This is a genomic window from Haloferax sulfurifontis, assembly GCF_014635105.1.
Taxonomy (GTDB): domain Archaea; phylum Halobacteriota; class Halobacteria; order Halobacteriales; family Haloferacaceae; genus Haloferax; species Haloferax denitrificans.
The window spans coordinates 709889-723500 of sequence record NZ_BMCI01000002.1 but is presented as its reverse complement, the minus strand read 5'-3'; the positions used below and the strand labels follow the sequence as shown (position 1 = coordinate 723500).

14 protein-coding genes are annotated in these 13612 nt (G+C 69.3%); 6 read left to right on the top strand and 8 right to left on the bottom strand.

Going from position 1 to position 13612, the window contains the following annotated elements:
• Nucleotides 1-263 precede the first annotated feature (263 nt).
• Nucleotides 264-1268, bottom strand: a complete 1005-nt coding sequence (locus IEV64_RS08335) for a glutathione S-transferase family protein (RefSeq protein WP_188423617.1) — start codon at nucleotides 1266-1268, stop codon at nucleotides 264-266.
• 250 nt (nucleotides 1269-1518) lie between these two features.
• Here IEV64_RS08335 and IEV64_RS08330 point away from each other — a divergent pair, with 250 nt between their 5' ends.
• From IEV64_RS08330 to IEV64_RS08320, 3 genes are read left to right on the top strand one after another with little or no spacing between them, the layout of a single operon-like run.
• Nucleotides 1519-2553 carry a thiamine pyrophosphate-dependent dehydrogenase E1 component subunit alpha gene (locus tag IEV64_RS08330; RefSeq protein WP_007275733.1) on the top strand — a complete coding sequence of 345 codons (1035 nt, stop codon included), beginning with the start codon at nucleotides 1519-1521 and terminating at the stop codon, nucleotides 2551-2553.
• Complete coding sequence (locus IEV64_RS08325) at nucleotides 2550-3560, top strand: alpha-ketoacid dehydrogenase subunit beta (protein WP_188423616.1); 1011 nt, start codon at nucleotides 2550-2552, stop codon at nucleotides 3558-3560. The genes IEV64_RS08330 and IEV64_RS08325 overlap by 4 nt, the downstream gene beginning before the upstream one ends.
• On the top strand, nucleotides 3561-4601 hold the full coding sequence (locus IEV64_RS08320) for an NAD(+)/NADH kinase (RefSeq protein ID WP_188423615.1): 1041 nt from the start codon (nucleotides 3561-3563) through the stop codon (nucleotides 4599-4601).
• 69 nt (nucleotides 4602-4670) lie between these two features.
• Here the strand turns inward: IEV64_RS08320 and IEV64_RS08315 are convergent, their stop codons facing one another.
• A complete protein-coding gene (locus tag IEV64_RS08315) occupies nucleotides 4671-6161 on the bottom strand; it encodes a 2-oxo acid dehydrogenase subunit E2 (protein ID WP_049920612.1) in 1491 nt (496 codons plus the stop codon).
• Nucleotides 6162-6251: 90 nt separating this feature from the next.
• Between IEV64_RS08315 and IEV64_RS08310 the strand changes: the two genes are divergently transcribed.
• Nucleotides 6252-7175, top strand: coding sequence for a sulfide-dependent adenosine diphosphate thiazole synthase (locus IEV64_RS08310; protein WP_188423614.1), 924 nt, complete (start codon nucleotides 6252-6254; stop codon nucleotides 7173-7175).
• An 81-nt stretch (nucleotides 7176-7256) separates the two neighbouring features.
• Here the strand turns inward: IEV64_RS08310 and IEV64_RS08305 are convergent, their stop codons facing one another.
• The 5 genes from IEV64_RS08305 to IEV64_RS08285 all read right to left on the bottom strand — a co-directional run bounded on the left by IEV64_RS08305 (nucleotide 7257) and on the right by IEV64_RS08285 (nucleotide 10809).
• Nucleotides 7257-7718, bottom strand: coding sequence for a hypothetical protein (locus IEV64_RS08305; protein WP_007275738.1), 462 nt, complete (start codon nucleotides 7716-7718; stop codon nucleotides 7257-7259).
• 66 nt (nucleotides 7719-7784) lie between these two features.
• On the bottom strand, nucleotides 7785-8522 hold the full coding sequence (locus IEV64_RS08300) for a class I SAM-dependent methyltransferase (RefSeq protein WP_007275739.1): 738 nt from the start codon (nucleotides 8520-8522) through the stop codon (nucleotides 7785-7787).
• Nucleotides 8523-8534: 12 nt separating this feature from the next.
• The gene (locus IEV64_RS08295) at nucleotides 8535-9434 is read right to left on the bottom strand and encodes a thiamine-phosphate synthase family protein (protein ID WP_007275740.1); all 900 of its coding nucleotides are present in this window, start codon (nucleotides 9432-9434) and stop codon (nucleotides 8535-8537) included.
• Nucleotides 9431-10018, bottom strand: a complete 588-nt coding sequence (dcd, locus tag IEV64_RS08290; protein ID WP_004065038.1) for a dCTP deaminase — start codon at nucleotides 10016-10018, stop codon at nucleotides 9431-9433. The genes IEV64_RS08295 and dcd overlap by 4 nt, the downstream gene beginning before the upstream one ends.
• 50 nt (nucleotides 10019-10068) lie before the next feature.
• Nucleotides 10069-10809, bottom strand: a complete 741-nt coding sequence (locus IEV64_RS08285) for a Yip1 family protein (RefSeq protein WP_188423613.1) — start codon at nucleotides 10807-10809, stop codon at nucleotides 10069-10071.
• A 97-nt stretch (nucleotides 10810-10906) separates the two neighbouring features.
• Between IEV64_RS08285 and pth2 the strand changes: the two genes are divergently transcribed.
• Together pth2 and truD are read left to right on the top strand one after the other, a co-directional pair.
• The gene (gene pth2 / locus IEV64_RS08280; RefSeq protein ID WP_188423612.1) at nucleotides 10907-11245 is read left to right on the top strand and encodes a peptidyl-tRNA hydrolase Pth2; all 339 of its coding nucleotides are present in this window, start codon (nucleotides 10907-10909) and stop codon (nucleotides 11243-11245) included.
• Nucleotides 11245-12636, top strand: coding sequence for a tRNA pseudouridine(13) synthase TruD (gene truD, locus IEV64_RS08275; RefSeq protein WP_188423611.1), 1392 nt, complete (start codon nucleotides 11245-11247; stop codon nucleotides 12634-12636). The genes pth2 and truD overlap by 1 nt, the downstream gene beginning before the upstream one ends.
• Before the next feature lie 69 nt (nucleotides 12637-12705).
• Here truD and IEV64_RS08270 read toward each other — a convergent pair whose 3' ends face one another.
• Nucleotides 12706-13518, bottom strand: coding sequence for a hypothetical protein (locus tag IEV64_RS08270; protein ID WP_007275744.1), 813 nt, complete (start codon nucleotides 13516-13518; stop codon nucleotides 12706-12708).
• Nucleotides 13519-13612: the final 94 nt, after the last annotated feature.

The window sequence follows — 13612 nt, the reverse complement described above, 5'->3', positions numbered from 1 at the left end:
GACACCGCCCTCGAACAACTTTCAGTTCCAAATGTGAGCAATTATTTCTAATTGTTACTATAGTGTGGATAGAAAGGCCACTACTAACAGAGGTCGGTGAGGCGAAGTGGGAGCTAACACCATACGGGACGGTCCTAATCAAGTGGCTATCAGGGAATTCACCAGAGTCACTTAGCCAGACATTAATTTCAAAAGCACACGACCAGATTTCTGAGTCCGACGACTGATCCACATGACCCCAAGCCCCCCCCTGTGGTCAATCGCTAGACAAAGATCTTGGAACTCAGTTCATCACGCCCATGTGGTTGCCCTAACTGCAGATCCACTTCCTCAAGATCATACGGCCCGAACCCGGGTGGTGAAGCACCGTTTCCGTAGTGTCTCACAATGTGGTCCATGTTGACTGTCTTGGCGATTCCGTCAATCTGGTAAACGTCCCTCATATAGCCATAGAGGTTCTCATAGTCTCGAATTCGCTTCCACTTCTCACGGAGTGGGTCGGTTACATTGTCGCACACTTTGGGCAAAGTAATGGGGGTAGTGTGGTAGACGTGGTCGAAGCGAATCAGCGTCGCGAACATCGCGACGTCCGCCTCGGTGAGCACGTCGCCCGCGAGGAACCGCTGGTCGTCGAGCACCTCGTCCCAGTGGTCCAGCGCGTCGAACAGCTCCTCGACGGCCTCCTCGTAGGCTTCTTGGGTGGTTGCGAACCCGGCGCGGTAGACGCCGTTGTTGACCGGCTCGTAAATCTCGTCGATGAGGCGGTCGACCTCCTCCTCGTAGCCGTCGGGGTTGAGGTCCACGTCGTGCTCTGCGAGGGGGGCGAACGCCTCGTCGAGCATCCGCATGATTTCGCGGGACTCGTTGTTGACGATGGTCTCGCGCTGTTTGTCCCACAGCACGGGCACGGTGACGCGCCCGGTGAACTCGTCGTCGGCGCGGAGGTAGATATCGCGGAGGAACTCCTCGCCGTACAGCGGGTCCGGGAGGTCCTCGGAGAACTCCCAGCCGTCGTCGATGCGGACGGGTTCGACGAGCGACAGCGAAACCGCGTTTTCGAGGCCCTTCAGCGCGCGCGTCATCGCGGTGCGGTGGGCCCACGGGCACGCGCGGCAGATGTAGAGGTGGTACCGGCCGGCCTCGACCGGGAACCGCTCGTCCTCGCCGACCCAGTTGCGGAATTCGGTCGTCTGGCGCTCGAACTCGCCGTCTTCGTTGTTGGCGACGAACTTGTCGGTTCGCCACTCGCCCTCGTAGAGCATGTTCATGCGACCACGACCTGGAGTACTTGCATGCCCGTCCGTTGGGACGTGAGCACCAAAAGTTGGGAGGCGACATCGGTGTAACCGGGCGTCGAACGGGGTCGCCATCGCGCGGTCGCCGCTACATGTGGGATTTCCATCACAAACGGGCCGCGCCCATGCTACTCGATTACACAGTCAGATTCGCGAGACTGAATCGAGAACTGCCACGTTGAGTAAAAGTCATCATAGATTATGGCAATTGTTGGTACGTCGCATGGTGGTACTAGACATCGAGACGGAGGATGGACAGCGCGAGGCGCTTCGCCGGATGCTCACGATTCGGGCGTTCGACACGAAGGCGGCCGACCTATTCAGCGACGGCGAACTCCCCGGGTTCGTCCACCTCTACGTCGGTGAGGAAGCGGTCGGGGTCGGCGCGTGTTCGGCCCTCGAATCGGACGACTACATCACGAGCACACACAGGGGTCACGGCCACTGTATCGCGAAGGGACTCGACCCGGACCTGATGATGGCCGAACTGTACGGTAAGGCCAACGGCTACTGTAACGGCAAAGGCGGGTCGATGCACATCGCGGACGTCGACGCGGGGATGCTCGGAGCGAACGGCATCGTCGGCGCGGGGCCACCGCTGGCGACGGGTGCCGCGCTCACATCGCACCTGAAAGGCGAAGACACCGTCGCGCTGGCGTTCTTCGGCGACGGCGCGGTCGCACAGGGACAGGTCCACGAGGCCATCAACCTCGCGGCGACGTGGAACCTCCCTGCGGTGTTCCTCGTCGAAAACAACCAGTACGGCGAGGCGACGCCCGTCGAGAAACAGCACAACGTCCAGAACCTCAGCGAGACCGCGGAGGCGTACAACATCCCCGGCTTCACCGTCGACGGGATGGACATCACCGCCGTCTACGAGGCCGTCAAGGAGGCGCGCAAGCGGGCCGCCGACGGCGAGGGGCCGACGTTCATCGAGGCCGAGACGTATCGGTACCACGGCCACTTCGAGGGCGACCAACAGCCGTACCGGACCGAAGAGGACGTGGCGATCTGGAAGGACCGCGACGCCATCGAGACGTTCAAGCGACGGCTCGTAGAGGCGGGGACGATAACCGAAGACGAGTTCGACGAGATGAAAGCCGAAATCGACCAGCAGATCGAAGACGCCGTCGGGAAGGCGAAAGACGCGGCGTACCCGGACCCCAGCGAGGCGTACGAGGACATGTTCAACGCGGCCGTCCCGGAGATTAGCGACTTCTCCAGCGGCATGCGGGCCGACGGAGGTGAGGACCGATGAGCACCGAGACCAGTAGCGGGACCGGCCCGGACCGGACGGAGGAGATGACCATCCGGGAGGCGATTCGACTCGCCCTCCGCGAGGAGCTCGAACGCGACGACGACGTGTTCGTCATGGGCGAGGACGTCGGCGCGTTCGGCGGCGTCTACGAGGTCACGGGCGACCTCGTCGAGCAGTTCGGCGAGGAGCGCGTCCGCGACACGCCCATCAGCGAGGCCGGCTTCATGGGCGCGGCGGTCGGCGCGGCGGCGACCGGGACGCGGCCGGTCGTCGAAATCATGTTCTCGGACTTCATCGGCGTCTGCTCCGAGCAGATAATCAACCAGATGGCGAAGAACCGCTACATGTTCGGCGGCAAGACGGAGATGCCCGTCACCGTCCGAACGACAGAGGGCGGCGGGAGCGGCGCGGCCAGCCAGCACTCCGGGACGATTCACACGTGGTTCGCCCACTTCCCCGGCGTGATGGCCGTCGCGCCCGCGACCCCCGCGTCCGCCAAGGGGCTCCTGAAGTCGGCCATCCGGTCGGACGACCCGGTCATCGTCTTCGAGAACAAGCAGATATACGAACAGAAGGGCGAGGTACCGCTCGACGACGACTTCACCATCCCAATCGGCACCGCGAGCGTCGAGCGCGAGGGCGAGGACGTGACCGTCGTCGCCACCCAGCGCATGGTCGGCGAGTCGCTCGAACTCGCCGAGGAGCTCGCGGGACAGACGAGCGTCGAGGTCGTCGACCTCCGGTCGCTGTACCCGATGGACACCGAGACGCTGGTCGAGAGCGTCAAGAAGACCGGCCGCCTCGTCATCGCCGACGAGAGCCCGCTGTCGTACGGGACCCACGCCGAGGTGGCGACGCGCGTCATGGAGAACGCGTTCTACAGCCTCGACGCGCCCATCCAGCGGGTCGGCGTCGCCGACGTCCACATCCCCTTCAGCCCCGCGCTCGAAGCGGAGGTGCTCCCACACGGCTCCGACGTGGAAGCCGCAATCAACCGCATCGTGTAAGTGACGACCACTATCGGGCTCGTCGTCAACCCCGCCGCCGGCCGCGACATCCGCCGGCTCACCGGCGGCGCGAGCGTCAGTAACAACTACGCGAAACGCCGCACCGCGGGCTGTGTCCTCGCCGGGCTGACGCTCGTCGACGACGTGGAGGTGCTGGTCATGCCCGACAGCACGGGCCTCGCCGACCGCATCGTCGACGACGCGCCTGCCGACGTCGACGTCGAGTTCGTGGAGATGACGGTCACCGCGTCGGGACGGGACAGCCGAGCGGCCGCGGCCCACTTCGCGGACCACGCCGACGCCGTCGTCGTCCTCGGCGGCGACGGCACGACGCGGGACGTGGCCCAGACCATCGGCGACGTGCCGGTCGTGAGCATCTCGACGGGGACGAACAACGTCGTCCCGACGCCCGTCGACGGCACCGTCGCGGGCGCGGCCGCCGCGCTTGTCGGAAGCGGGGCCGTCTCCGCGGCGGCGGCGACGACGCGCCACGGGACCGTCGAGGTCGACGTCGTCCGGTCCGAGGAGACGACGGTCATCCGCGGCCTCGCCACCGTCGGCGTCCTCGACCGCCCCTTCGTCGGCACGCGGGCGATTCTCGACCCGAGCGACATCGTCGGCGGCGTCGTCTCGCGGTCGTCGCCCGCGGAAATCGGACTGTCGGGCATCGCCGGCGGTCTCGTCACGCACAGACCGGACGAACCCGGCGGCGTCGGCTTCCGACTGGCCCGTGACGGGGGTGACGGGACAGACGCGCCGGATGCGGCGGACGCGGCGACCGGCCCGGCGACGGCGGTCAGAGCGATTACCGTCCCCGGACGCCTCTCGACGGTCGACGTGGTCGAACATCGCGTCCTCGACGACGGCGAGGACTACGCGTTCGAGGTCGACCGCGGGGTGATAAGCGTCGACGGCGAGCGGGAACACGAGGTGCGAAACGGGACCGTCCGCCTCCGCCCGGTGACAGACGGCCCGCGACTGGTCGACGTCGAGGCGGTCCTCGAACGGGCGGCCGACGACGGGCGCTTCAGGCTCGGGTGAGACGGCGGGGCCGAGTCGGTTCGGCCCGCCCGACCGGTTCGACTTGCGGTTGTTCGACCTGCGATTTTTTCACCGACCGCCGGCGGCGATGACGAGCGACCACGGGTTCTCGACGTGTTCGACGAGCGTGCCGAGCATGCGGGCGGCGTCCGCCCCGTCGACGATGCGGTGGTCGAACGACAGCGAAAAGGAGATGACCCGGCGGACGGCCACGTCGCCGTCGTCGGTCGGCACGGCCTCCCGGCGAATCGTGTTGACGCCGAGGATGGCGACCTGCGGCGGGTTGATGACCGGGTCGAACGACTCGACGCCGAGGACGCCGAGGTTCGAGACGGTGAACGTGCCACCCGAGAGGTCGTCCATCGTGAAGTCGCCCGACAGCGCCCGCTGGGTGACCTCGGCGCGGGTCTCGGCGAGTTCGGCGAGCGACAGCGAGGCGACGTCGCGGACGACCGGCGCGATGAGTCCCTCGTCGATATCGACCGCGATGCAGACGTTGTGTTCCCCGTGGAGCCTGTGGACGCCGTCTTCGAAGGTCGCGTTGAACTCGGGGTGTTCGTCGAGCGACGCCGAGAGCGCGAGGAGTAGGACGTCCGTTATCGACACGTCCACGCCGAGGGCGTCGTCGGCGGCGTTCGCCGCGGCGAGCAGTTCCTCCGCGTCGGCGCGGCGGTCGACCGTGACGTGGACCGCCTCGCGGTAGCTCTCGCCGAGGCGGTCGGCGATGGTGCGGCGCATCCCCGACAGCGGGCGTTCGGTCTCGACCGGTTCGCTCGCGGCGGTCGCCTCGGCCCCGGCGGCCGCCGCGGAGTCGGTTGCCGCCGCGCTCGCGCCGCCCGCCGCCCGCACGTCGGACTCGGTGATGCGACCGTTCTGTCCCGTCCCCTCGACGGCCCCGATGTCGACGCCGAGTTCGCGGGCGAGGCGGCGGGCGCTCGGCGGAGCGAACACGCGCTTGTCCGCCGTGTCGGCGGCCGCCCCGGAGTCGTCGGCCTCGGCGGCCGCGCCCGAGTCCGCCGCGGCTTCCACGTCGCTTTCGGTGATTGCGCCCTGCGGCCCGGAGCCCTCGACGGTCGTGAGGTCGACCCCGAGGTCGTCCGCGAGTCGCTTCGCGCGCGGCGACGCGCGGACCTCGCCGTTCCCCGACGGGCCATCCGATCCGCTCGGGCGTTGCTTCGTGACCGACGAGGCGTCCCCCGTCGCCGCCGCCGTCTCGGTCGCCTCGGCCGCGCCCGAGTCCGCCGCGGAGTCGTCGGTCGCGGCGGGTTCGTCGCCGCCCGCACCGACGCCCGCGTCCGCCTCCAACCCGGAGATGTCCTCGTCCGCCCCGGCGACGATGGCCAGCGCGCCGCCGGGCGCTGTCGACTCGCCCTCGGCGAGCACGACGCGCCGCAGAACGCCGTCTTCCTTGGCGTCAATCTCCGCGGTCGTCTTCTCCGACTCGATTTCGGCGATTGGCTCGCCCTCGGTGACCTCGTCGCCCTCCGAGACGAGCCACGCCGAGAGCTCGCCGGACTTCATCTCTAACCCAAGCTTGGGCATCTTGACTACGTACGCCATGACAGTAACATACACAATAGAACGTGATATATCTAGGTCGCCGCGACCGCGACCACCAGGTTTTACTACTAGGTTGTATCACTAGGTAGTATGTCGTTCGACGGATTCACCGACGCGACAGAAGCACAGGTCACGCGCGCGATCTCGGACTCGTGGATGGAGGAGTTCCGCGAGCGCACCGACACCGAGGTCATCGTCGTCGGCGGCGGCCCCTCCGGGCTCGTCGCGGCCAAGGAACTCGCCGAGCGCGGCGTCGAGGTGACCATCGTGGAGAAGAACAACTACCTCGGCGGCGGCTTCTGGCTGGGCGGCTTCCTCATGAACAAGGTGACCGTCCGCGACCCGGCCCAGCGCGTCCTCGACGAACTCGGCGTCCCCTACGAGGAGAGCGACGAGGCCGAGGGGCTGTACGTCGCCGACGGCCCGCACGCCTGTTCCGCGCTCATCAAGGCCGCCTGCGACGCCGGCGCGAAGATCCAGAACATGACGGAGTTCACCGACGTCGTCCTCCGCGAGGGCGACCGCGTCGGCGGCATCGTCATGAACTGGACGCCGGTCCACGCGCTCCCGCGCGAACTCACCTGCGTCGACCCCATCGCGGTCGAGTCCGGCCTCGTCCTCGACGCGACCGGCCACGACGCCGTCGTCCTCTCGAAGCTCTCCGAGCGCGGCGTCCTCGACGTCGACGGCATCGAACACGCCAAGGAACACAACACGGGCATGGACAAGACCGCCGACGGCGAGTACGGCGCGCCCGGCCACGACTCCCCCGGCCACGACTCGATGTGGGTCGCAGAGAGCGAAGACAGCATCGTGGACGCGACTGGCGTCGTCCACCCCGGCGTCGTCGCCTCCGGCATGGCCGTCGCCACCGCCCACCACCTGCCGCGGATGGGCCCGACGTTCGGCGCGATGTTGCTGTCCGGGCGACAGGCGGCGCAGTCCTGTCTCGACGAACTCGGCCGCGACGCGCCCGAGGTGAGCATCTCCGGTCCCGCTCCGGCCGACGACTGACCGTCTCCCGACGGTCCGATTGTCGGCTCCCCCGACGCCTCTGACACTCGTTCTGGGTCGCTCCCGACCCGTTTTCCGTTACTAGATTCCCTCGCGTTCCTGCTCGTGAACCCAGCCGAGCGTTCGCCTGAGTCGCGCCCACCCACGGTTCCACACGAGCAGAAAGCCGGGGACGACACCGACGGCGAGCAACGCGAGATAGTACTGCAACTCGACGACCGGCGGGTACGCCACCGACGCGATTACGTCGAGGAGTCGCAATGCGAACCAGAGCCGCGCCGCGACGAAGTGACCGATAACGAAACTGCCGACGAGCCGCTCCTGAACGCCCGCGGGCTCAGTCCGCCCGCCGATACGGCTCCGGTAGAGCAGATACCCGACGACGAGCGGTTCGAAGACGACACAGCCGAGCGCCCACAGGAGACTCGCGTTGCTCCCCCGCTCGGCGGCGTCGAGAGACACCCAGTAGCCGACGAGCCCCAAGAACAAGAGGTGAAACGCGTTGAAGGGCGCGCCGAGAAGCTCCGCGAGGAACGAGGCCATACCACCCGTCGACAGCGGGGCGACATATCGCTTCTGTCGGCCGGTCGGACCGCACGACGGCGATTGCTACTCCACCGCGCCCGCACGAACCCGAGCGAAGCCGAGCGCGTGGGTCGTCTCGTGAGTCACCCGACACCGCGATTCGAGCGCCCGGTGGGCCGCGACGAGCCGCCGGTTCAGCATCTTCGTCGGCGACGCGCGCATCGTGCGCGACCCCGGCGGCGCGGTAACGCGGACGAGCGCCCGAAACGCCGGATTGAGCGGTCGCCAGCGCGGGTCGGTCGTCTCCGCGAGGTCGACGAGACAGAGCCGACCGCCCGGCCCGACGAGGTCGGCCCACGACGAGACCGCGGCCCCGGGGTCGTCGAACATCCCCGAGACGAACGTGGCGAGGACGGCGTCCGGGGCGTCGGGGACGCCGGCGGCGTCGTTCGGTCGGACCGGCGGTCGGGTCGCGTCGGCGCGGACGAGGTGGACGTTCGGGTACTCGCGGGTCCGCTCGCGGGCCACGTCGAGGACACCCGGAGAGAAATCGACGCCGACGACGGTCCCCGCGGGACCGACGCGCTCGGCGAGGTACGGGAGGTTCGCGCCCGTTCCGCATCCCATCTCGACGACCGTCTCGCCCGGAGAGAGCGCGAGCGCGTCGGCGGCTTCGGTTCTGACGCTTCCGACGCCGGGCGCACGGCGGGCGAGCGCGTCGTAGAGGGTCGCCCAGCGGGTGTAGAACGACTGGGCGACAGACGACGGCGAGCGAGAGCCGGAACGAGGGCGGGAACGGGAACGGGACTGTTCGGCTGTCATGGGACGGGTGCCTCAGAGCAGGACGCGGACCACGTCGGCGACGGCGGGCGCGTCGGGGCCGAGGATGTACGTGATGGGTTCGATGCCGTAGCCGCCGCTCTGGTAGACGACGAACGTCTCCGGGAGGTCTCGGCCGGCGAGGAGTTCGCGGACCGGGTCGGTCGGCGCGTCGGGGTCGAACTCGATGCACTCGTAGCCCGCGGCTTCGAGGTCCTCGATGACGCCCGCGTCGTAGACGATGTTGAGCGCGGCGTTCACGTCGGCACCGGCGGCGCGGGCCGAAAGCAGGACGCCCGCGACGTGGCCGCTGACGCCGAACTCGGGTTCGCCGGGGACGGTCGCCTGCCCCTTCACGTCGAAGATGCGGCCGGGGATGGCGGCCACGTCGTCGACGCTGTCGGCGTCAGGGAGCGACTCCACGAGGTTGGAGCCGACGTTCGGGATGAGCCCCGCGAAGCCGGAGGTGTTCGTGAGCATGCGGAGGCCGCGGCGGACCGACGAGCGGACCTGCTCGACGGTTCGGAGCCGGCCCTCGGGGTCGTGGATGCTCCGGAAGCCGTCGTGGGAGGCGAGTTCGGGCATCCCCTCTTCGTGGAGGTCCGAAAGCAAGTCGCCCTCTTCGAGTTGGCGGATGAGGACCTCGGCCTCGACGAGCGCCTGCACGGGCGTCATGTCGCCGGTGGCGAGGCCGTCGCCGACGCGGGAGACGAGGTCGACGACGCGAGGGTCGTCTGCGACCCGCTCGTTCGTGGCGACCTCGCCGTGGGCGTACTTCGAGACGGCGCTCTGGCTGATGCCGAGCGCCTCTGCGACCTCCGACTGGGTGAACCCGCGGTCGCGGAGGTCCTCCGCGAGGAGCGCGCGGAACGTCGGGAGGAACGCGTCCACGACGATTTCCTCGATGAACTTCATTCGTCGCCACCGAACTCGGGGTCGGAGCTGAGCCGCGACGCCTGCGGCCCGCGCTGGCCCTGATACTTCGAGCCGCGTTCGACCCCGTAGGGGCGGTCGGCGGGCGACTTCATCTCCGTGAACACGAGCTGTGAGATGCGCATGCCGGGCGTGAGCGCGACCGGCGCGGTGCCGAGGTTCGACAGTTCGAGCGTGATTTGGCCCTCGTAGCCGGGGTCGACGATGCCGGCGGTGGCGTGGATGACGACCGCGAGGCGGCCGAGCGACGACCGGCCCTCGACGGTCGCCAGCAGGTCGGCGGGAATCTCCACGCGCTCTTTGGTCGTGCCGAGGACGAAGTCGCCGGGGTGGAGGATGAAGTCGTCGCCCTCCGGGACGTGCGTCTCGCGGACGTACTCGGAGACCTCGCTCTCGCGGTTCGGGTGGATACAGGAGATGTTCGTGCGCTGGAACTCCAGGAATTCGGTGCCGAGACGGAGGTCGACGCTCGCGGGCTGGACCTGCATGTCCACGTCGTCTATCGGGTCGACCACGAGGTCACCCTCGGCGAGGCGAGAGAGGATGTCCGAGTCGGAGAGTATCATACTCGAAGGGAGCGCGTCGCGGACAAGTAAATCCACCTTCTCGGCGCGGCTCAGAGGAGTTCGAACAGGAGGCCGACGAGGCTCAGGCCGACGGTGACGACCGCGGCCGACCCGACGTCGAGGTCGCGGGCGCGGGCCATCCCGTAGGTCCGGACGTACGTCGCCCACGCGACCGTGACGACCACGACGGCCCCGCTGACGAGGCCGAATCCGGAGAGCGCCGACTGCATCGCGGCGACCGCGGCGTCGGGCGTCGACGGGAGGTCGATTCGCGGGAGGGCGTAGGCGAGGTAGCCGGCGAGTGCGAGGGCGCGGGCCGCGCTTGGGACCATTCCCCACGCGGCGACCGTCAGCGTCTCGGTGAAGTCGCCCTCGCCGCCGACGAGCGACGTGCCGAGGTGGAGCATCGCCGCCTCGAACAGCCAGAACAGCGGCACGCCGACGAGCATCGCCCACGGGACCCACGAGATTTCCTGCCAGACGAGGTCGCCGAGGCGCTCGTCGAGCTGTTCGGGCACCGACGGGTCACAGCCCGCGGGCGCGTCCATGTCGGCGAACGGGCCGCCCTCTTCGTAGTTGTCGCACATCATCTCGGGGGCGTGTGCGGGGTTGTCGACGCTGACCCGCTGGTCGAGCTGTTGAGTGAACGTGACGAGGATGCTCCCGGTGGCGGCCGCGACGACGAGCGTCACGAGCGCGACGACGGCGAGCGCCCGCCGGGTGTCGAGCGGTCGCGGCCGCGACGCGAAGTACTCGCGCGGCTTGCGGAGGGGCGTTCGGGGACCTGCCATCGGTCGAACCACGGAGATGTCGGGGAAATGCCTTCTGCCCGCCGGCGCGACGCCCGCGATGGGAGGACATTTACCGCGTCGGCGGGGAGTAGCGGGCATGAAACAGGCCATCGTCGCACGCGCCGACCTCGGCATGGGCCGGGGAAAGCTCGCCGCGCAGGTCGCCCACGCCTCGCTGTCCGCCTACGAGGACACCGACTCGCAGACCCGGAAGCGCTGGAAGGGCGGCGGACAGAAGAAAGTCGTCCTCAAGGCCAACGGCGAGTCCGAGCTGTTCGCACTCGCCGACAAGGCCGAGCGGGCGGGCATCCCCCACGCCATCATCCGCGACGCGGGGCACACGCAACTCGACCCCGGCACGGTGACGGCGCTGGCGGTCGGCCCCGCCGACGACGAATCGGTCGACCGCGTGACCGGCGACCTCTCGCTGTACTGATGCGCGAGGCACACCCGCTTGAGCGCGCGGTCGGCATCGACAGCTACGTGAGCGACGCCGACGGCGTCGGCGGCCGCCTTCGCGTCGCCCCCGAGGACTTCCGCGTGCGCGAACTCGAACTCGACTCGCTGAACGTCCGCCCGCCGGACGCGCCGACCGGCGACTTCCCGAACCTCGTGCTCCGCGTCACCCTCCGCGGCTGGGACACCAACGACTTCGCGGGGCGGCTCTCTGACGAACTCGACGCGAGCAGAGAGCGCGTCTCGTGGGCCGGCACGAAGGACAAACACGCCGTGACGACCCAGCTTTTCACCGTCAACGGCGGCGACGCCGCCGACGTGCCCGAGATTCCGAACGCCGACATCGAGGTGGTCGGTCGGCTCGGCCGCACGCTCGACTTCGGCGACCTCGCGGGCAACGGCTTCCGCATCCGCGTCCGCGACCCCGAGAACCCCGACAACGCCGCGGCCGTCACCGACGCCCTCGCCGACTTCGGCGGCCGCGAGGGCCGCGTCGGCGTCCCGAACTTCTTCGGCCACCAGCGGTTCGGCAGTATCCGCCCCATCACGCACAAAGTCGGCCTCCACGTCGTCCGCGGCGAGTGGCGCGAGGCCGTGTTGGCGTACTGCGGCGGCCCGACCGAGGACGAACCCGAGGAGACACAGGAGGGCCGCGCCGTCGTCGGCGAGGAAGCCGCGTCGGCCGACCCCGACTGGCACCGCGCGCTCGACGCGATTCCGGGCTATCTCGGCTACGAGCGAGGGATGCTCCACCGACTCGCCGAGGACGGCGCGGAGACCGACGAGGACTGGCGCAACGCGCTCGAATCGGTCCCTTCGAACCTCCAGCGGCTGTTCGTCAACGCCGCGCAGTCCTACGCGTTCAACCGGATGCTCTCGGAGCGCCTCGACCGCGGTCTCCCGTTCGACGAACCCGTCGAGGGCGACGTGGTCTGCTTCGCCGACCGCGACGCGCCCGAGGGACTGGAACTCCCCGACGTGAGCCGGCTTCAGACCGCGACGGGCCGCCGGGTCGACGTCATGAGCCGCCACATCGAGCGCGGCCGCGCGTTCGTCACGGCCCCGCTCGTCGGCACGGACACCGAACTCGCCGAGGGCGAACAGGGCGACATCGAGCGGGCCGTCCTCGACGACCTCGACCTCGAACCGGGCGACTTCGACCTCCCCGGCAACTTCCGGTCGACCGGGACGCGCCGGGCGATTCTCGTCCGCACCGACCTCGACGTGGACCGCGAGAGCGGCGACGCCGACGACGCCGACGACGCCGACGGCGCTGGCGACGACCTCGTCTTCGACTTCGCGCTCCCCCACGGCTCGTACGCGACGGCCGTGATGCGCGAGTACCTGAAGGCCGGACCGCTCGACCTCTGAGAATCGAACCGAGACGCGAACTCACAATCGAACCGAGACGCGAACTCACAATCGAACCGAGACGCGGGCCTACTGTTCTACGGCGTTCGCGGCGGGACTGGCTCCCGCCTGCCGCGTCGCGTCCGCGGTGCGCGTGGTCGCGTAGCCGATGGCCGCGAAGGGAAGCGAGAGAAGCGTCGCGGCGACCGCGAAGCCGACCGCGAGGCCGACGGCCACCGGGTCGAAGCCGGCGGCCTCCGCGGCCGGCGGGAAGTACGACCACGCGGGGACGGCGAACGCGAGCGCCGAGACCGCCGCGCCGAGGCGGAACCGGCCGCGGGCGCTGGCGACGCCGAGGGCGTAGCCGACGGCCAGCGGGAGCGCCAGCGTGGCGGTCCGGGCGACCGCGGGCCCGGCGACGAGCGCCGCGACGACACTGGCGAGGGCCACGGGAGCCATCGCGTACAGCGACCCGGTGACGACGCCCTCGGCGTTCGAGCGGCCGGCGAAGACCGCACCCGCGGCGGCGAGGAGCGCGACGCCCGCGCCGGCGACGACGACCGGCCGGTCGCGCGCGAAGACGACCACGAGCGGGACGGTCGCCGAGGCGACGAGCGCGAACGCGATTTCGGCGGTCGTCCGCGTGTCCGCGGGGTCGCGGTGGGCGACGAAGGCGCGGAAGCTCCCGGCGGCGACCCACGCGAAGGCGGCGAACAGCGCGGTCGAAAGCGGCGCGGCCCGGCCGAGATACGAGGCGACCCCGCGGCCCGTGTCGAGCGCCGACTGGCCCAGTTGCGTCGCGAGGCGGACGGTCGTCTCGGGGTCGGCCGCGAGCGCGACCAGTCCGACGAGACCGGCGAGCGCGAGCGGCGACAGCGACGCGAGAAGGGCGCGGCGGCGCATACGGAGTGGTCTCTCGGACACGGGGACGAATATGTTTCGCCGGGCGCGTCGCGCGCCGGGAGCCGCGGCGCGCCCGCCCCGACCCGCATAAACG